Source organism: Xenorhabdus bovienii SS-2004 (assembly GCF_000027225.1).
GTDB lineage: Bacteria > Pseudomonadota > Gammaproteobacteria > Enterobacterales > Enterobacteriaceae > Xenorhabdus > Xenorhabdus bovienii_C.
In genome coordinates, this window is the sequence record NC_013892.1 from 2,301,634 (window position 1) to 2,321,469 (window position 19,836).

General features: G+C 41.0%; 16 protein-coding genes. 8 read left to right on the top strand and 8 right to left on the bottom strand.

Annotated elements, in window-relative coordinates; all coding sequences use genetic code 11:
* Nucleotides 1-444 precede the first annotated feature (444 nt).
* Nucleotides 445-879, bottom strand: a complete 435-nt coding sequence (locus XBJ1_RS09885) for a GNAT family N-acetyltransferase (protein ID WP_012988774.1) — start codon at nucleotides 877-879, stop codon at nucleotides 445-447.
* Between the two features lie 3 nt (nucleotides 880-882).
* Entirely contained in the window at nucleotides 883-1,284 is a 402-nt protein-coding gene (locus XBJ1_RS09890; protein ID WP_012988775.1) for an ASCH domain-containing protein, read from the bottom strand.
* A gap of 314 nt (nucleotides 1,285-1,598) precedes the next feature.
* Here XBJ1_RS09890 and XBJ1_RS09895 point away from each other — a divergent pair, with 314 nt between their 5' ends.
* Together XBJ1_RS09895 and XBJ1_RS09900 are read left to right on the top strand one after the other, a co-directional pair.
* The gene (locus XBJ1_RS09895) at nucleotides 1,599-2,030 is read left to right on the top strand and encodes a DUF2946 domain-containing protein (protein ID WP_071822478.1); all 432 of its coding nucleotides are present in this window, start codon (nucleotides 1,599-1,601) and stop codon (nucleotides 2,028-2,030) included.
* Nucleotides 2,031-2,149: 119 nt separating this feature from the next.
* A complete protein-coding gene (locus tag XBJ1_RS09900; RefSeq protein WP_012988778.1) occupies nucleotides 2,150-4,198 on the top strand; it encodes a TonB-dependent copper receptor in 2,049 nt (682 codons plus the stop codon).
* Between the two features lie 143 nt (nucleotides 4,199-4,341).
* On the opposite strand, the gene XBJ1_RS09905 is transcribed toward XBJ1_RS09900, so the two are convergent.
* Nucleotides 4,342-4,833: a MarR family winged helix-turn-helix transcriptional regulator gene (locus XBJ1_RS09905; protein WP_012988779.1), complete on the bottom strand. Its 492-nt coding sequence runs from the start codon at nucleotides 4,831-4,833 to the stop codon at nucleotides 4,342-4,344.
* 127 nt (nucleotides 4,834-4,960) lie between these two features.
* On the opposite strand from XBJ1_RS09905, the gene XBJ1_RS09910 reads away from it, so the two are divergent.
* Together XBJ1_RS09910 and XBJ1_RS09915 are read left to right on the top strand one after the other, a co-directional pair.
* Nucleotides 4,961-5,848: an EamA family transporter gene (locus XBJ1_RS09910; RefSeq protein ID WP_012988780.1), complete on the top strand. Its 888-nt coding sequence runs from the start codon at nucleotides 4,961-4,963 to the stop codon at nucleotides 5,846-5,848.
* Nucleotides 5,849-5,880: 32 nt separating this feature from the next.
* Nucleotides 5,881-6,477, top strand: coding sequence for an NADPH-dependent FMN reductase (locus XBJ1_RS09915; protein ID WP_012988781.1), 597 nt, complete (start codon nucleotides 5,881-5,883; stop codon nucleotides 6,475-6,477).
* 516 nt (nucleotides 6,478-6,993) lie between these two features.
* Here the strand turns inward: XBJ1_RS09915 and XBJ1_RS09920 are convergent.
* Nucleotides 6,994-7,686 (bottom strand): class I SAM-dependent methyltransferase, encoded by a 693-nt coding sequence (locus tag XBJ1_RS09920; protein ID WP_012988782.1) that lies wholly within the window; start codon nucleotides 7,684-7,686, stop codon nucleotides 6,994-6,996.
* Nucleotides 7,687-8,028: 342 nt separating this feature from the next.
* Between XBJ1_RS09920 and XBJ1_RS09925 the strand changes: the two genes are divergently transcribed.
* The gene (locus tag XBJ1_RS09925; protein WP_012988783.1) at nucleotides 8,029-11,079 is read left to right on the top strand and encodes an autotransporter domain-containing protein; all 3,051 of its coding nucleotides are present in this window, start codon (nucleotides 8,029-8,031) and stop codon (nucleotides 11,077-11,079) included.
* Between the two features lie 119 nt (nucleotides 11,080-11,198).
* Here XBJ1_RS09925 and XBJ1_RS09930 read toward each other — a convergent pair whose 3' ends face one another.
* The gene (locus tag XBJ1_RS09930) at nucleotides 11,199-11,720 is read right to left on the bottom strand and encodes a DUF6622 family protein (protein WP_012988785.1); all 522 of its coding nucleotides are present in this window, start codon (nucleotides 11,718-11,720) and stop codon (nucleotides 11,199-11,201) included.
* 231 nt (nucleotides 11,721-11,951) lie between these two features.
* On the opposite strand from XBJ1_RS09930, the gene XBJ1_RS09935 reads away from it, so the two are divergent.
* Nucleotides 11,952-13,121: an MFS transporter gene (locus tag XBJ1_RS09935; protein WP_012988787.1), complete on the top strand. Its 1,170-nt coding sequence runs from the start codon at nucleotides 11,952-11,954 to the stop codon at nucleotides 13,119-13,121.
* Nucleotides 13,122-13,326: 205 nt separating this feature from the next.
* Here the strand turns inward: XBJ1_RS09935 and XBJ1_RS09940 are convergent, their stop codons facing one another.
* Together XBJ1_RS09940 and XBJ1_RS09945 are read right to left on the bottom strand one after the other, a co-directional pair.
* Nucleotides 13,327-14,319 carry a hypothetical protein gene (locus XBJ1_RS09940; protein WP_012988788.1) on the bottom strand — a complete coding sequence of 331 codons (993 nt, stop codon included), beginning with the start codon at nucleotides 14,317-14,319 and terminating at the stop codon, nucleotides 13,327-13,329.
* 1 nt (nucleotide 14,320) lies between these two features.
* Nucleotides 14,321-15,094: a TauD/TfdA dioxygenase family protein gene (locus XBJ1_RS09945; protein ID WP_049778819.1), complete on the bottom strand. Its 774-nt coding sequence runs from the start codon at nucleotides 15,092-15,094 to the stop codon at nucleotides 14,321-14,323.
* A 24-nt stretch (nucleotides 15,095-15,118) separates the two neighbouring features.
* Here XBJ1_RS09945 and XBJ1_RS09950 point away from each other — a divergent pair, with 24 nt between their 5' ends.
* Nucleotides 15,119-16,156, top strand: a complete 1,038-nt coding sequence (locus tag XBJ1_RS09950) for an IS630 family transposase (protein ID WP_041573280.1) — start codon at nucleotides 15,119-15,121, stop codon at nucleotides 16,154-16,156.
* A 400-nt stretch (nucleotides 16,157-16,556) separates the two neighbouring features.
* Here the strand turns inward: XBJ1_RS09950 and XBJ1_RS09955 are convergent, their stop codons facing one another.
* Nucleotides 16,557-18,506 carry a pyridoxal phosphate-dependent decarboxylase family protein gene (locus XBJ1_RS09955; RefSeq protein ID WP_012988791.1) on the bottom strand — a complete coding sequence of 650 codons (1,950 nt, stop codon included), beginning with the start codon at nucleotides 18,504-18,506 and terminating at the stop codon, nucleotides 16,557-16,559.
* Nucleotides 18,507-19,072: 566 nt separating this feature from the next.
* On the opposite strand from XBJ1_RS09955, the gene XBJ1_RS09960 reads away from it, so the two are divergent.
* Nucleotides 19,073-19,828 carry an FNR family transcription factor gene (locus tag XBJ1_RS09960; protein WP_012988792.1) on the top strand — a complete coding sequence of 252 codons (756 nt, stop codon included), beginning with the start codon at nucleotides 19,073-19,075 and terminating at the stop codon, nucleotides 19,826-19,828.
* Nucleotides 19,829-19,836 lie beyond the last annotated feature (8 nt).

Genomic DNA, 19,836 nt, shown 5'->3' on the forward strand with positions numbered 1-19,836 from the left:
AAACTGTCGTGATTAATGAGATGTTATCTACAATAAGATTTGTACTAATAAATTATTAAAAATAATGTCTTATGCAGTACAGTAAGAAAGTTTGCAGATAATGACAAGATTTTTTTCAAAAGAGAAGCCTACTTTCGTCTACTGTTTGTAGAAAAAAAGTTGTCAGTTAGCCCAGTTATCGTTCCGATATTCGGGCTAACTTTCATTTGAATTACTGTCAGTCTACAAATACGAGTACATTTCAACCTCACTTAAGACTATCTCTGCCGCTCAAGGCACTAGAGGCGGCTGATTTGCAACAGCTCGCTGAACTGCTTAATGAGTTAGAGCTGGTCTGATAAATCGCGTTGCTGTCGCTAATAATATAACGGCGACTTCACTGGAGTTATCCAGCGGAGTCGTTATAAGATGAGTAATTATCTGTGGGTGTTTTAATTCTTCTTTCTAACTCTTTTGATCAGAAAAAACCATGAGATAGTAATTCCCTGCTAGCCCATCTGAGCTTTTAGCTTTCTTGATAAAACCGTTGAATTCGTAGAAATTAATCGCTTTATGGTTTTTAACCAAACATTTTAAACTTAATTGGTGTGGATATTTGGATTTGACGAAATCCAGTAGTTGAGTGCCTATGCCACACCGATGATATTCGGTAGAAACATAAAGATGATGGATAAAATGATTCTGTGCCCAAACAGAGATAAAACCTAGAATCTTACCGTTTTCTACGGCAATATAAATCATCTCACCTTCAGTATCTTTATCGAAATCAGTAAGTTGATAGTTATCCGTATTCAGCCAAGTAAAAGTGACCTTTCTTGATTCCAAGTAAAGAATTCTCAGTGCCTCAATATATTCAGGGAAAAACACGGTTATTTCCATCAGTTATAGCACCTCAATTACCCCAAACTCGATAACAACAACTTCCATATCTGGAGAAAACGTTCCTTCTCGCTCAAAAGAACACTTATGCTCCATCCGCCAACGATGTAGACTTCTATCACCCTCGCCCTCCTTCCAAGCCAGTTCGGTTGTCATTGCTGAAAATTGGGTTAAATGAACAGCAGTTACTCTAACAACACAAACCGGAAGGTTTTTACCATTTAAGACAATATACTCATTGCCAATTTCGATCTCTTCATTAACCTGTTTATAAGCATGATATGAACAACTCGTTGCTGTTTTAGTGCCTTTGGCAACTAAGGCAGAAAGCTTGTCATACATTTCGATTGAGTCACCAAATACCCAACTTTCAGCAGCAGGATATTTATTTTCAATTACTTCCATGAGTTGATGAATTTTCATATTATCTATTGAGCATTATGGGTTCGTGAATAACCCACTTTATTAACATAACAATGCTGCTGTTAACCACCACTTCTAACCAACTCTATGATCTTCCTCTTATTCTAAGTATAGAAAAATATGAGCGGTGTTTTTCACCGCTCATAAGTCAAATTTTACTGAGTAAGACCGTTGATCACCAACCAACTCGTATCCAGTTCACACAACCCCATTAACCGTCAAAAATGTTTTAACAAAACCGGAAGAAATGCAGTAAGATTGACACCCAATCGTGGGAATTGACATGGATCATTAGCTTGTTATCGCTTTTTCGTCTATCACAACGCCGAATACCTGCTTTGATCGCCTCACTGGCGATTTTGATGTTGTTCATTGGACCAGTGGTATCAAAAACTCTGGAGCATCGGCGTGACAGCATAAAAAGCGAAGCCCACCACAACATGCCAATGTCTGGCATGCAAAATAGCAATAATCATCATTACGCATCATCGGTAAATGGTCATGATATGCATCATGGCGCTTCCCATACCCATACGGGGTTGATGGATGATATTGCCTGTGGTTATTGTCAGCTTCTGATTAACCTGCCATTGCTGACGTGGGTGTTTATTCCGTTTATCTGGCTGGCACTGACTATCTCCCGCACCCCTCCAGTCCGGTTTTTTTTGGGTTCTGCTATTCAGCTGTTTTATGGCGAATCGCAACCGCGCGCCCCACCCCTTAATTAATCTATTTAATTGAAATAATTCATTTATTTTCCTTGCTATACGCTGTTTGTAAGGCAAGTCAATATTTTTTCAAGCAAATTTAAAAACAGGATTTGTTTTTAATTAAGGGATATTTTTTTATGTCTACTACACAATTATTTCGCGTATCACCTCTGACAGCCGCTTTAGCTGTCATTCTCTTTATGCCTGCCAGTAGCTTGGCTGCAACAGGTGAAGATAACAACGACAAAGAGATAAAAGACACACAGACAGTTAATGATAGAGAATCTGTGATAATTGTGACCGCTCCGGCAATTTCACCACTCACTATAGCTACCTCACCCAAAACACCTCGTCAGCCTGTACCCGCTAGCGATGGTTCGGATTACCTGAAAACTATTCCTGGTTTTTCCCAAATTCGTAACGGTGGTACTAATGGTGACCCAGTATTTCGTGGCATGTTTGGCTCGCGCCTCCGTATGTTGGTTGATGATGGTGAAATATTGGGTTCTTGTCCGTCACGTATGGATGCACCAAGCTCCTACATTTCACCTGAAAGTTATGATGTTCTGAGTCTGGTTAAAGGGCCTCAAACTGTACTTTGGGGTGCAGGAAACTCCGCAGGAACGGTTCGTTTTGAACGCACCCGTCCTCAGTTCGACAAACTGGGTGCTCAAGGTAATATCAGTACGGTAGCGGCTTCCAATGGGCGTTGGGATGGTAATGCTGACCTCAGTTTTGGTAATGAACTCGGCTATGTGCGTTTGAGCGGTAATAAATCACGCTCTAACGATTATAAAGATGGTGATAGTAATCGCGTACCTTCTCGCTGGGATAAATGGAATACCGACATCGCAGTCGGCTGGACGCCGGATGATGATACTTTGCTGGAGTTAACAGCTGGTCAGGGTGATGGAAAAGCACGTTATGCTGGACGTAGTATGGATGGCTCCAAATTCAAACGGGAAAGTTTTGGTGTGCGTTTTGAAAAGTCCAACATCAGTGACGTGTTCGACAAGTTTGAAACCAATTTTTATTACAATTACACCAACCATATTATGGACAACTATTCCCTGCGTACCCCTTCCCCAATGAGTATGGGAGGACATGGTAGCCATGGTGGTGGAAAACATGGTGGACATGGAATGGGTGCCATGGAACTGGATCGCCGTACTATGGGCGGCCGTATGATGGGGACTTGGATTTGGGAAGATTTTAAGTTACAGAGCGGTGTAGATACTCAGTCCAATACCCATCGAAACAAATATGACACTGTTTGGGTGAAAGATGCTCGCTACCGTAATTATGGTATTTTCAGTGAGTTAACTTGGGACGCCACTGAACAGAGTAAAGCTATCGGTGGTGCTCGCCTGGATAGAGTACTCGTGGATAATTACGTTAAGGCAGCAGAACGGACAGCCACTCTACCTTCTGGCTTCATTCGGCTAGAACATAATCTGACGGAAGTACCGTTGATGTTTTATGCTGGCGTGGGTTATACCGAACGTTTTCCTGATTATTGGGAACTGTTCTCATCAAAATCAGGGAATAACGTCTTCAGAGATTTGAAAACCGAGAAAACCACTCAGTTGGATATCGGGGCGCAATATCATGGCCAATATTTTAGTGGTTGGGTATCTGCTTACGTAGGTAAAGTTAATGACTTTATCCTGTTCCGCTATTCCCCAACAGATAGGACAAAAAATAAGGCGAATAATGTAGATGCCACTATTATGGGTGGAGAAATGGGTGCCAGCTATCAGTTGAGCGACCATTGGAAAACCGACGCAAGTCTGGCTTATTCTTGGGCGAAGAATACTTCCGATCATCGCCCATTGCCACAAACTCCACCATTAGAAGCGCGATTTGGACTGACTTGGGAGCATGGAGACTGGACAAGTAGCGGTTTGCTTCGTGTTGTTAGCAGTCAAAACCGAGTGTCAATCAATGAAGGCAACGTTGTCGGTAAGGATTTTGATCGTAGTGCCGGATTTGCTATCCTGTCTGCAAACACCACCTATAAAGTGACTAAAAATGTTCAGGTTAGCGCCGGTATTGACAACATTTTTGACAGAACTTACAGCGAGCACCTTAACTTAGCCGGAAGTAACAATTTTGGTTATTCTGGCAATACGCCAGTAAACGAGCCGGGTCGTACTTATTGGGCTAGAGTGAACGTTAAATTCTAAACCTACTTTTCGCCCTGACACATTAGTCAGGGCGAATTTTCCGTCTTTATTAAGTGCCTTTCATTAAAGATATATTTTATTGAATCTACTTTTATATCTTTAAAATAAGATACTTTTTTCTATCTTCATTTCTCGGAAACATTTCAAGTCGCAGATTCATTGGTGAGTAACCAATGGCGTAACAATATGGTAATCTGCTCTTGTTCTTCTTCCGTCAATGGCTGGAGAATAGCTCTTTCGTTCTCCAAATGGCTTTCGACAGCATTATCTATAAGTGTTTTTCCTTCAGGAGTCAGAAAAACTTTGCAGCTACGTCGGTCTTCTTCATTGGCGATACGCTCAATTAGCCCTCGCTGTACCATATGTTCAATACGGGTACTCATTGCACCGGAAGTCAGCATAACTGATTGATACATCTCAGTTGGTGTAATTGGCGTGTTATAACGGCGAAGTGTAGCGAGAATATCAAACTCAATGGCACTCAAACCATGCGCTTTAAAGGCATGTTGCAGACGCTGTTCAATGATTTTGTTTACACGGACTAACCTCCCAATCACACCCATCGGTGAAGGATCGAGGTCTGGACGCTGCTGTTCCCACTGTATTAGCAAACGGTCAACGTGATCGTACTTCATTCTTTTTCCCTATTAATTTATTCCAACAAAAAGATACTTGATAAAAATCGTTTAGGCTATTATTTTAATTTACCTTTAAATAAAGATACTTTATATTGAGTTAAAATCCTCAAAAAAGGAAATTTTCATGCAGGAAACGAGAATACACAGTAATATTTTGCTTACCGCACTAGCGCCCATCGTATGGGGCAGCACCTATATTGTCGCCACTGAAATAATACCGCCCAACATGCCCCTGTTGGCTTCTACCGTCAGAGCGTTGCCTGCTGGCATATTATTATTGTTGATTTGCCGCACCGTGCCAAAAGGAATGTGGTGGCTGCGTCTTACCGTTCTGGGGTTACTTAACATTGGCGCTTTTTTCTATTTCCTTTTCGTTGCAGCGGGGTATCTTCCCGGAGGTATGGCGTCGTTAATTATGTCTTGTCAGCCTGTGATTGTTATATTCCTAAGTGCTTATTTATTAAGAACATCACTGACAAGAAAACATTTTTTTTCGGCAATACTGGGGCTTATTGGAATCACATTACTAGTAATGAATTCAGCCACCAGCCTGAACTGGCAGGGCATTATCGCAGGGTTTGCTGGTTGTAGCTGTATGGCATTGGGGATTGTTCTGACCAAGTATTGGAACCGCCCTGTTAATCTATCATTACTGAGTTTTACGGGCTGGCAATTAACACTGGGTGGATTGATGTTACTACCAATCGCAATTTACACAGAAGGTGTGCCACAACAGCTCACACCAACTAATATCATCGGCTATGGTTATTTGTGTCTGATTGGTGCTGTTTTAGCATACATCATTTGGTTTCGTGGCATTGAAAAACTTCCCGTTGTAAGCATTTCATTCTTGGGATTTCTGAGTCCATTATCAGCCTGCGTTCTGGGATTTGTTTTTCTGAAACAAACATTTTCCTTGCTACAATTTTTCGGAGCCTGCACCATCATTGTTTCTGTCTGGCTTTCTATTCCCCGGAATCAGACACAAAAATCCAATAACTCTACAATCTAATAAAATAGTAAAAAGGATGAAAAGAATCATCAATGAAACTTACCCTTATCTCTGGTAGTCAACGTCCGGATTCTCGTAGTCAACGTGTTGCATCATACTTGCAAGAATTAAGTCGTGAATATGGATTTACTGATATATATCTCCTTGACCTGTCTAATGTAGAGCTTCCATTTCACGATGGTTACACAACGGATATATCAGCAGAATCGCATCCTTGGCAGGCTTTCGCTCCGAATCTAAGAGAAAGTGATGCATTTATTTTTATTACTCCAGAATGGCACGGTATGGCAACGCCGGCACTGAAAAATTTCCTGTTGTATTGCTCAGTGACAGAACTGGGTCATAAACCTGCGCTATTGGCCAGTGTTTCCGCCAGCATGAACGGTGTTTATCCTCTTAGCGAATTACGCATGACAGGCTTTAAGAACAATCACGTCTGTTTTCTGCCTGATCATTTAATTTTCCGCCAAAGTGAAGACCTGATTTCGACAGATTTGGCTTGTGGTAATGCTGAATTTGAAGCACGTGCGAAATATACGCTGAAACTATTGAAGGCTTATGCTGAAGCTTTGAAGCAAGTACGCGAAGTCATTGGAGAAGAAAGCAAAAATTACCCTTATGGTATGTAAAACAGATAAAAACAACAACTTGCACTGATGGATAAACCTCGGCTCAACTATCTGAGCCGAGAATAAAACTGAATGGACATGACATTTTTCTATCTTCCTTCATGTTTTTGATGCCGAAAAACATAATAACTGTATAAAAACACAGTACACCGTATTTTTGGCATTTTTGTTTAAAAAACAGACTTTCTTGGATTTAAAAATAGCCATAAGTATCAAAAATTCAGCATTTAAATAGATGCTAGGGTTTCCTACCCTAGAGTGCTTTAACTTAATGTAAATGGAAAAGCCATTCCTTTTGAATATACGTCAATGGTTATTGATTTAGAAAAGCATCTGCGTTTAATTATTTATGCAGAAATCTGAGAGAAAATTCCCCCTCAACTGGGAAAAAACAACATCCACAGTGATATGTAAAGTACAGAGTTACGGGATATTCTGAGCAGTGTTATGACATAATTTTTTTACAATTGTTTTAAAGTTTTTTTAAAAAAATAATAAAATTAATTATTGTTTAAGCTAATTTTTCTTTTTTAAAACAAATATCGTGAAAGGAGAAATAGTAAATTGTGGGATGGTTAGAATTGATTGTTGGTAAAGAGAAAATCCCATCTCCTCCGAAAGAGTTATTAATTTGCTAAAAGACCAAAATGTATCATTAAAAGTAAACTGTTCCCCTGATTTTGTCCGCATGCTGACAGGTAGTGCCTCTCCATCATGGTAAATTTTACCCTCTTCTCCTGTTTTGAATGTCCCGAAGTCTACTCCTATCGCATTCAAGTTAAAACTAAAAACGATATAGTAACCATGTTCAATAAGAGCATCATTGACTTGGCGTAGCAGTAACTTAATTGAATCTTCGGTATTTAGAGTGCAAAGCAAAAAAGAACTTATGACAGCGTCGAATTTACTATTATTATTAATATAATTTGGTAGTTCGCTTGCGTAAATAAACGTAGCTCCGCTATTTTTATGCTTTTCTCTTGCATTTTCTAAAGCGTGTTCTGAAATATCAGCACCAACTACCTGAGAGGCGATAGATGTAAGAAAAGGAATCAGTTCGCCTGAACCACAACCGAGATCTAATACTTTATTTATTGAACGATGTTGTTTAATGAAATTAGAAATAGCAGTAAATCCATATTGCTCCTCAAGGATATTATCGTACTGTGAGAATAATTTAAATATATCTTTTTCTTTCCACTGACTCATAAACTCACCTCAAGAATTATTAATAAGATACATAATTATCGCACCTACAACTATAAGTAAAATTCCAAAGTGTGACTATGTTATTTTTGTAACTAAACTGTTATAAAAAAGTTAATAAGCTTCTTGCATTTCGGGTTTAATTATTATGCTATAGCGGATGTGGGCGAAGGATAGGTATTGCTATTGCTGGGAATGGGCAGCGGCATCTTAGTCAGAATGATCAGAAATTGGCACCGCCTTCTCTATAAATTTATCTCACTTTTCTTATAAAAACTTTCTGAAGAGCAGTATGAAAGACAGCGAACTGAAAGTCACTACTTTCCGAAAAATGGAAGCACTTTTATGAAAAAAAACAATCAGTTACGGCCTATTTTTTTAGGGATAACATTGTTATTTTGGCAATTACCTACTGGTTCGGTAATTGCTGCCACTGAATATCACGAACAGGGTAAAAAAGGTGTACCTGATAGTTGGTTGTCAGATGAATTCAAAAATCAATGGGGATTGGCCTCTATCGGTGCCCATTATGCCTATGCCAGAGGTTATACGGGTAAAGGCATTAATGTTGGTGTATTAGATCAGTCAGTTACCAACCATTCTGAGTTTGCTGACAAACTAAAGATAATCGCTCCATCCGACATTTGGAGCTATAGTTATGATCCCTACAGCGATCTGATCAGCTTTGGTGCACATGGCAATCATGTGTCAGGAACCATTGCGGCGAACAGAGATGGCAAAGAAATGCACGGAGTAGCATTTGATGCTGGCTTGGTCACCGCAAAGTTTCTGCAAAATGATTACAACCGCACAGAAGCTATGATTCAAAGCGATGCTCGCATCATTAATAACAGTTGGGGAGTTCGTCCGCGCTATTTTGTGGGTAGAGACGGTAAACCTATCCGATGGCCTGATGGAACTATCGCTTACTATCCAGTTACACTGAAACAACTAATTAATTATGTCTCGCCAATTAAAGAAAAACTAAACGAGTTAAGCCGCTCCCCGCTCCCTGTGACAGGGGAACCGTTAGCCAGTGATGCCGGCATGTTACGTGCTGCTCGCCAAGGAAAATTAATGGTTTTCGCTGCGGGTAACGCGAATAATTATAACGTGACTTGGTTACACGCGGGGATGCCTTATTTCTTCCCCGACGCACTGAAAAACTACCTTAGTGTCACCAACCTAAAAGAAAACGATGTGATTGCACCGTCGTCAACTAGCTGTGGATATACCGCCAGTTATTGCCTGGCTGCACCAGGCACCAAGATTTACAGTAGCACTGGCGATTTTGTCTCGAAGAGTGGTGGCAAAATTGATGAGGACGCTTTAAAGAAAGGCGAGCTGGAGATTGATCCTACCTATGATTCTTACACAGGTACGTCAATGGCCGCGCCGCATGTGGCAGGAGCCGCCGCAGTTCTGATGCAACGTTTCCCTTATATGACTGCGGCGCAAATTGCCGATGTTATCAAAACTACCGCGACTGATTTGGGGACGCCGGGTCTTGATGATTTATATGGTTGGGGAAAACTGAATCTGAAAGATGCTATCAATGGCCCCAAAATGTTTATTACTAAGCAGGATATTCCCGCTAAATATTACATTGAAGGTTCGTATACCGAAACACAGTTTATCGCTAATATTGCTGGCATCGGTAGTCTGATTGAGCCAGGCACCACCGTACAACGAGTATGTAACAGTATTGAGTGTGCCTACGACTATTGGAGCAATGATATCAGTGGTCATGGTGGCCTGACTAAAACTGGCAGTGGTGCGCTCCTACTTACCGGAGCCAGTACTTATTCTGGTCCAACATGGGTGAATCAAGGGCTGTTATTGGTAAACGGTTCGATAACCTCCGACGTGACAGTGCAACGCGATGCAACCTTGAGCGGAAAAGGCACGATTGGCTCACTCACTGCTTACAATGGAGCTAACGTTGCACCGGGTAATACTGACGCTGCTCTGAATGTTGATCGCGAAGTCATTTTTGAAACAGGCTCCCGCTATCAGGTGACACTAATGCTGGATGGTAATAGTGATCGTATCCTGAGTAATGATATGGCAGGGTTGGAAGGTGGTGAAGTGCAAGTAACTTTGGAAAACCGGGGTAACTTGCTGTCGCAGCAAAAGGTACACAGTTTGCTTGGCCAGCAATACAATATTTTGCAAGCGAGAAATGGCATCTATGGTCAATTTGACACCGTATCACAGGGGCATCTGTTCCTTGATATCCCGCTCAACTATCAATCTGATCGAGCGTTGCTGGATATAAAACGCAACACAACCGAGTTTGCCAGCCTGGCCACAACGGCTAATGGACGTTCAGTTGCCAAAGCGGCTGATATGTTGAATTCAGACCATCCTGTTCATGAAAGTATTCTGATGGTAAATTCAGCCGCACAGGCCAGTCAGGCATTCAGCCAACTTTCAGGACAGGTTCATGCTGATATTGCTGCTGCACAGATCAATAGCAGCCGCTATCTGCGCGATACATTGAATACTCGTTTGCGTCAGGCCAATGGCGGTGCCACTTCTCAGGAAATCAAAGCGGATACAGATGGTGCCTGGGTACAGATAATGGGTAACTGGCAGCGCGCCAGCGGCAACAATGAAGTCAGCGGTTATCGGATGTCCAACTACGGCGTGTTGTTGGGTGTAGATAAAGACTTGTCCAGCGACTGGCGGCTTGGTGTGGCTACCGGCTACACTCGTTCTTCTCTACATGGGGGCGATAATGCGTCAGCACGCAGTGATAACTATCACTTGGCTTTATATGGCAGCAAACAGATTGATGCTCTGGCATTACGTGCTGGTGTAGCCTACAGTTGGCATCGTTTTGACACCGAGCGCTCAGTTGCTTTTGGTGATCAGTCCGACGATCTGAAAGCTAAATACGGTGCACGTACTGGACAATTATTTACCGAGGCGGGTTATGGTATCAAAACCTCTTGGCTGAATTTGGAACCGTTCGCTAACCTAACTTATGTTAACTTCCACAGCAATCGTATTAATGAACAAGGCGGAGCCGCTGCACTACACGGCGACAAAAAATCGCAGAATGCTACCTTCTCTACACTGGGTCTGCGTGCCGACCAAAAATGGAAAATCGAACGCGAATCCCAAAGAGAATTGCATGTGGGTGTATATGGTGAACTGGGCTGGCAACATCGGTTTGGTAACATTAATCGTGGTACTAAGTTAGGCTTCAGCAATAGTAATACGATGTTTACCGTCAACAGTGTTTCGGCGGGGCGTGATGCAGCAGTGGTGAAAGCAGGTACTGAATTAGATATCGGCAAAAATACCACGCTGGCACTGGGATATAATGGCGTTTTATCAGGCAGTCATAAAGATAATGGTGTGTTTTTGAATGCTAATTGGAGATTCTGATCAGTAAAAATTGCCTGAGTATATTCTCAATAAAAAATTCACTGCTGGCAAGCTGGCAGTGAGTTTTTTTCATCCCTGAATAGGGAAATGCATCTAGGCACCAACGTCATTGATCTTGGTTATGAACTCTTATTCTTACACCATGAAATAAAAAGATTCAGTGTCCCTCCACAAAAAATACCATCAAGAAGGCCGCTTAATAGCCCGAAGAATAAATTATAATGTAATGAGTGTAGCAATATTGGGTAAATACTTAATAAAGCAGTCATAATAAACTTACTTACAAAAGTAATTATGATCACTATCAATGTCAAAGGCGTACCTGGGCGAATAATTAAGTTGCTGTGAGTTTTTTTTCTTAATCGTGGCTGTGATCTCCATAGTATCCAACCAATAGTAGTACCGAAAATCAGACCGATTCCCATCATCACCAGTGATAAATTTGAGAAGTAGGTTTCCGTGAGAACACTATGTATCCCCCAGACTAAAAATACGCTAGGCAGCAAGAAAATGCGCCATATGCTCATTTCACGGCTTGAAAGAGCTTTAATTCCTCTTATGACAAGAAATACAAGCAGAATCCAGACCCATATAGGTGTGTCTTTTATAATGGTGATATATTGTGGCATGTTGTCACTCATGAGTTTTTTTATATGAAAAGTTTATCATTAAGGTGATTTTTCTTTCTGTAAGAATTCCTCAGCAAAAACAATAGTACTTAAGGATAATAAACTGGAATGCGACTTTGATATAAAATATAACCTATGATCCCCTTTTATCCATCCCCTACCCAGCTATCTAATGTGGTAACTGTCACATTTATTTCACCAAGGCTATACATTTTCCCTATTTTCATAAAAGGAGGCCAGAGTATGCCGCCACGTTTTATTCTGTCTGTATTGGCACTCGCTGTATTTTTCATTGGTACAACGGAATTTATGTTGTCTCCCATGCTCAAACCACTGGCCGGTGTATTTAAAACAACGCTTGATAATGTTGCTTGGCTCGTATCCGGTTATGCTTTTTCCTATGCGCTTGCAGCCCCTTTTTTCGGCTGGCTTTCTGATCGTGTAAATCGACGCAGATTGTTACTGATATCCCTGCTGTTTCTTATGTTTGATGGATTGGCGTTAACATTTGCCCAAAATTTGAGTACTGCTATTGGATTGCGTATTTTCGGCGGCATCGCTTCAGCGGCACTAATCCCAACAACGTTTGCCTTGATTGCAGAACTTTTCCCACTCCAAAAGCAAGCGTCAGCCATGGGTCTGGTTATGCTTGGCATGACAGCGGGTATTGCTGGTGGCCCAATATTTGCGGGGATTTTAACGGAATTATTTGATTGGCGGGCGCCATTTCTGGTTAATGCTGCGGGGTGTTTGCTGGTTTTTGTCTTAGGCAGGACATGTATTCCAATTCAAGCACCTGTTGAGAGAATAAAGCACCAGATGGTTACATTTAAATCAATGTTTCAGTGGGTGCGTCAGAAAAATCTAATGATTTTTCTTATTGCAAAAGGGTTTTGGAATGGTACAGCGGTGTCTGCTTTGATATTGGCTGGAGAGGTATTACGAAAACACTATGAGATAGGAACAGGAACGATTGGTATCTCAATTTCGACATTCGGAATCGGTCTTGGTTTGGGCAATTTGTCCGTCGGAATGGTGAAACGTCTGGGATTAAGGGATGAACTTATATTGTTACTGGCGATCGTGTTACTTTCCTCAGCGACGACTGCGTTTATGCTGATGCCTTTATCTCTGCCCTTTAGCCTGAGCTGTTTGATTGTATGGGGAAGCGCCCTTGGCCTTGCTGCACCGATCAGTACCGTTATTCTGGCAAATCGAGCGAAACAGCATAAAGGCCAAGTACTGGCGGTTTCAGAAAGCTTGAACAATCTGATGATTTTGCTTTTGTTCCCGATTGCTGCAATGCTGATGACTCATCATGGCATTGCAGTGACCATGCTAATGTTAGGATTCATTTTAATAATAAGTATCGTGCTGACAATAAGAGATCTTTTGAGTGACACTGTCACTTAATGAAAATTGTGAAATCATCCACTCTGCCAAGGCATAAGTAAAAGAAACGTCATTCATTTTTACGAAAAAATTAAGTATAAAACCACTCTAAAAAATAACCCCTAGCTTTCGTTAAGGGTTATTCAATCTAATATTTTTTATGGATTCATATGCGTAGTGTGTGCAAAATTTTGTGACTCAACTATTTTGTTTATTCTCGACGACCTTATTCAGTAAGGCGTCTTGTATCCGATACACCACACATCTTTGGACTGGATAAAGGTAATTTGGATTGCATTATTTCCTGATGTGTTTTAACTGGATCAATAAATAACTTATTAATTTCATCCAGTTGCAGATCAGATAGATAGCCAGTATCAATACCCTGATAACTATCCGGAATTGTGGTGGTGGTAGGAAAAGAAAGTTTTTCGGGGTATAAACGCCCACTCCAGAATTCATCACCTTTCTCCAGAGGCCTTACATTATGAGGATCGACTAATTCAGAAACTTTGGCATTATGGGGAAATCTCAAACTGTTCTCTGCCGCAGGATAGTCATTTTCTACCATCCACTCGACAATATTATTCTGACGCTCCATCAAAACGATATCTTTGAAAAAAGTGGTCAACACGATAGGAATGACAATGCCACCAGCACGGCGATAATGTTCAATCACACCGAGCCGCAACCTTAATTGCTCATTGGTATCCAACGCACTGACTGAGACTCTGACTTCCGCTTTTGCAGCAACTAAACGTTGGATGATATCGTCAGGCATTTTTCTAAATGCTTTGGTGATAAATATCATCAATAATCCCGCCTCACGTGCCAATTCAGCCATTCTTGTAGAAACTGACCAGTTCCATGAAGGATCACTGTTCCACCCACACCTGACATACTTTTGTGAGTGAGGCAATGCATTAAGGTCGGTAACAAAAACGGTTTCATCCAATTGGTTATCGACCCGTTTACCAAAATCGATACCGTTTTCCCAACTGGATATAGCAGCGAAACACATTCCATAGCAGGCCATACTTTCCGGTAAACAACCTACTACCACATCGGTAGTTAAGCTATTAAATGGAAGACCACCTGCTATCCCTGCACGGATCAACATGGGTTTAGCTGGTTTAAGCTCATGACCCTTGGTGTATTCAGCATTACTTTGTCTGACGAGTCGTTTAATTCGATTTTCTTGTCCTTTCTCGATATACATCTCAAGCCTCCTTAATTTCCCGGCCAGGTATTTCGGATTGGTAGTGAACATCAGGATAGATCTTCAGTGCTTTAATAAATCTGTCGCCAGTAAAACATTCCCTGCGATGTAAAAGTTGACTGTTATCGTACAGCAGTAAATCCCCATCAACCCATTGATGTGAATAGATATTATCGGAGGATAATATTTTTTCTAAAATAGCTTGTTTAAGTGCTTCTGAATGCGGCAGTGGCTGATCGTTGTCGAGGAATTTGATGGCGTTTTCACTGATATATACATACTGCTTTTTTGTTTGCTTATTTTCGATTATCACTGGATGAGCAACAGTAATATGAGGAACATTATCATGTGAGACAGCTGGTTGGCGAGTTGACCACAATGTGTTTAGCGTGGAGATTTCATCAATGGAGTATCCCAGATGAGCGGCCGAAGTTGATGCAAAAGAGGTATTACCTCCCTGGCATTTTACAGACTCACCATAAAGTATGCTGACGGAGGCGGGATTGATTCGAAATTCTTGGTCTGAGTGCCAGAAGTCCGTATTGTTGCCAGAAAAACCCAATTTCTCTCCCTTTTCATCACATAGGTTTGTCAGATAAGCAATATGTTTTCGGTTATCGGTCAGGGAAATTTTCCGTGCAGGCTCTTCCAGTCTTCCATCTCCTACGCGCAGGGCAAAATTAACAAGCGCATCATCATCCATTTTCTGATTATTAAAAACCAGCAGACCATAAACAGATATACCCGTCGTCATTGAAGATGCTTGATTTTTCATTTGTATCAGATCATGATTGCGCCCATGAAAATTAATCTAACAGATGCCCAAAAAGACGCCCTCGAATTGATGCATGATACGACTCGCGATGGACGAGTACGTGACCGCATCAAGGCCGTGCTTTTGGCCTCAGAAGGCTGGACTGCCCAGATGATTGCTCAGGCTTTGCGGATCCATGAAAGTACGGTGAGCCGCCATCTGAAAGATTACTTCTCTGAGGAAAAACTCGCCCCTGAAAATGGGGGCTCTGAAAGCCGTTTGTCTGCCGAACAAACAACAGAATTAGTTGAGTATCTGATGGCAAATTTGATGCACACTACCGCACAAATTGTGGCCTATGTTCGGGCACGATGGCAGGTGACTTTCACTGTCGCAGGAATGACGAAATGGCTTCACCGTCAAGGTTTCAGCTACAAGAAGCCAATGGGTGCTCCGCATAAATTTGATGCGGATAAACAGCAACAGTTTATTGAAACCTACAACGCGCTGAAAGAAGAATGTGGCCAGAATGCGCCTATTTTATTTATTGATGCGGTTCACCCGACCCTGTCCACAAAATTAAGTTATGGCTGGATGAAGAGCGGGCGGAAGCACGTCAAAGTGGTTGAAACCACAGGTAGTCGTACTCGACTCAACATCATGGGTGCCCTTAATTTACAACGGATTGAAGAGACTATTGTTCGTGAATATCCGACGATTAACGCGAAAAATGTCGTCCTTTTTTTCGGCTCAATCCGGGAAACCTATCCACTTTCGCAAAAAATCCACATTATTCTGGATGGTGCGGGTTATCACCGTTCCGGAGTCGTCCAATTTTTTGCCGAGGTTTTGAATATTGAGTTGCACTACCTGCCGCCTTACAGCCCTAATCTCAACCCGATTGAGCGATTATGGAAGTATGTGAATGAGCAGGTACGAAACAATGTCTATTTTCCGGATACCAAAACATTCCGTGAAACGCTGCGCCACTTTTTTCATGTCACATTGCCAGAAAAAGCGAAAGAACTCACCACTCGGTTGACTGATAACTTCCAGATTTTAAAACCCGCATCTTCAAGTTAATTGCGTATAGATGCAATTTCAGTATTTCATACTCTTCAAACGACAGTTCGGAAACATTCTGGCACGTCACATATGCACCAAAGTGTTCTTTAGCGGGTTTGAGCGTAAATGGCATTATTTCACTCCTCTGCTTTAGAAATACAACGGTGATTTAAACACCTGATCACTGAAGAGTCACTGAAATATTGTTGTTTTTTTTGATAAAAATTCATATCTAAAATGAAAATTAATTATCATTATTGCGTTAATTTTTAGTGTTATTAAGTAATAAAAAAGGCTTGGAAGCGTTACTCTCCAAGCCTTGACAATCAATATATGTTCTGAATATAAAACTATGATTAAAAATTCATTCTAGTTTGTAAAAATAAATAACCGTTCACACCAATGCCAGTTATTTTGGTTAATTAAGAAAAGATTCCTCACGATTCAAAATCTGGCGTGATTTTTTTTCTTCTTCATCAACCAATTGAGTTAATTTTTTGGCGAAAATAGTTTGTAGTTGTTTCCAGTACTCATCGAAGTGCTCTGGATTGCGTAAGCAATGTGTCATTACTGCCGCACGTAATACATAAACACGGTGTGTGTTTTCCCACTCACTACGGCTAAAGCCACATTTTTCGGCGTAGTACCACGGTGTATCACCGTACTCTTTGTAATCCAGTATGGTTGAAGATGTGAGAAAATCGTTGCTATATGCACGTCCTGAAGAATATGAACACAGTTCATAAATTCGCTTGTTAAGTGCATTGTGGTTGATAAGGCTGGCGTTTCCGACTTCTTTGAAAGTGAAGTTGATCATGTGAAAATCCGGTGTTGGCATAATATACATTTTAAACCGGTACTCACCGACTTCAATGGGGAGCATATTTGCCATTTTATCTAATAGTTGATTCGCGGTGACTATGCCAGCGGCTATCACTTTTCCATAACCACTGATGTTTAAAGGCAATAATCGATGAGCGGCCCAAAGTGCTGCTGCGGTTGCTCCCGCTTTCGAACCTTCCATTATGGAAGCGCCAAGTATCCCTCGGTTACTGGCAGGAAAATTACTTTGATTGTCATTTTCTTCAAAGACATAAAGGGCACGTGAAGAAATCAAATCGAGAATACGTTTGTCTTTCATACAAATTGCCCCGGCTGAATATTGAATAAATCCAACCTTATGCGGGTCAACTGTAATCGAATCGACATATCGCAATGCCTTGAAGCTCTGGTAAACCTCAGGTTTTGGCCAACTGATATTTTCAGGTATGATGCCTAGCGTGTGATGATAGTTAACCAGATCATCATATTCCATAAATTCACCTTGCTCATTGAGAAGCATAGAACAGGCGTATCCCGCATAAGCAGCATCAACATGGATATAGAATGATTCACCATAACGTTCTTCACATTCCTGCCGCAATGCAATCACTTCATCAATCCGATCAATGGCACCGACTTCAGTCGTACCGACTACACCAATCATCGCCAAAATAGGCTCACCCTTCTCGATTAAATCAAAGGTGATTTCACGCATTTTGCCAATATCGGTTTGATAGTGTTCATTCACAGGCAATGGGATAATATTTTCCTGACCGATCCCCAAAATATCTGCTGCTTTCATCCAGGAATAATGTTTGGATTGTGGTACGAGTAGTTTACCTAAAATTTCAGTTTTACTCCCTGTACCACGACATGTCATATTACGTATTTCATCGAAAATTCCACGTCTTTGTAATTCGCTGATTAAATCGAGCACTTCAGCTGTTGGCATATTCATTAATTGTTTTTGTGACTTATGACTAACCAACTCTTTTGTCTCAGGATGTTGGGATACAGCAAAAGGCAATGTTTTTAAGTTCCTGGCAACCCACAAACCTTCATAGTTAGCAACAGTCCCACCGGAAGTGATATGCCCCCATGCGCGCTGGGGGTCATAACCAAGCATCCGGCAGAGATCTAACCCGGATTCAAGTTCCAGTTCTGTTGTTGTGGGTGATACTTCGTAGGTACAATTGTTGGGGTTGTACATCATTGCCATTACATAGGCGAGATTGGAAACCATCAAAGTGTCACTGTTAATGTGGCCTAGATAACGGGGGGAGAAGAAAGGAATCGAAGTGTTTTTTAGTTTTGCTGATAGTTGATTCAATATTCCTTCTGTCCGATAGAGAGTTTCTCTGTAATTATGCTCATAACGATCAACGGATGTAACCAAGGTAGCATCTTCTGGGTGAAATCCTGAACGCCAGTGCATGTGTTCGCTGACTGCATAGTCCATCATTTCTCTGAAAAAAACTGCATTTTCTGATTTTGGGCCTAGAAACAACGCATCTACATTTAAGTTGGTATAAAGAGGCTTAGTCATAATCACGATACCTTTTTGCTGGTTCTTAGTGTTTTATAATATTTTTCAATTTATGCGTTTATAAATTTGTTAATGTTATAATTTTTGTTTCATACGTTAATGGCGCACCTCTTGTGACAAAAGGAAAAATAACAATAACTAATTGAAATTAAATTATTTAATTCTTAATGAGTGTGCTGAAAATTTTCATTAACACATATCAAATTAATCTATTTTAATCGATATAAAACATACTTTTTAAAATATTAATCATAAGTTAATAAATAGTTTCAAATTTGTGCGCTACAACAAATAAATGTGCGGAATGCGGAGTGATATGAATATGGAAAGGTTTCATTTCGAGACTATGAATGTGAGCATGTTTTACCTAACAAAAAACGTGACGCCGTCACTAACTGTGTTATGTAGAACAGGGGGAAGTGGAAAGTTACCCAATCAAGGTAGAATGGCGGTTACATTTTTGCGTGATGATTTATACAGTTATTAATAAGAGAATCTAGCTCTTATCAGAGCGTTTTAAATATGTTAAATTGACGTATATCAATCACTTCTAATGAGCACTCCCTATGATCCCGGAAAAACGTATTATTCGTCGGATTCAATCTGGTGGTTGTGCAATCCACTGTCAGAATTGCAGCATTAGCCAGCTATGCATTCCTTTCACCTTAAATGAACATGAACTCGATCAGCTTGATAATATTATTGAACGTAAAAAACCAATCCAGAAAGGGCAAACTTTGTTTAAGGCTGGTGATGCATTAAAATCACTCTATGCTATCCGTTCTGGGACTATCAAAAGTTATACGATCACTGAAGAAGGCGATGAGCAGATTACCGGTTTTCACCTTGCTGGCGATTTAGTAGGGTTTGATGCAATCATAAATACTGAGCATCCCAGTTTTGCCCAAGCATTGGAAACTTCCATGGTGTGTGAAATTCCATTTGAAACACTGGATGATCTTTCCGGTAAGATGCCAAATCTCCGCCAGCAGATGATGCGCTTGATGAGCGGCGAAATAAAAGGCGATCAGGAAATGATCCTCCTGCTATCCAAAAAGAATGCGGAAGAAAGGCTTGCAGCATTTATCTATAACCTGTCAAGCCGTTTTGCGCAGCGTGGTTTTTCTCCTCGCGAGTTCCGTTTGACCATGACACGGGGCGATATCGGTAATTATCTTGGTCTGACTGTTGAAACAATTAGCCGCCTGCTTGGCCGTTTCCAGAAAAATGGCATTTTAGGTGTTAAAGGTAAGTACATTGCGGTCGAAAATATGGAGAAACTGACGGAATTGGCAGGAAAAGCCCCTGCTTGCGTGTCCTAAAGTTTTCT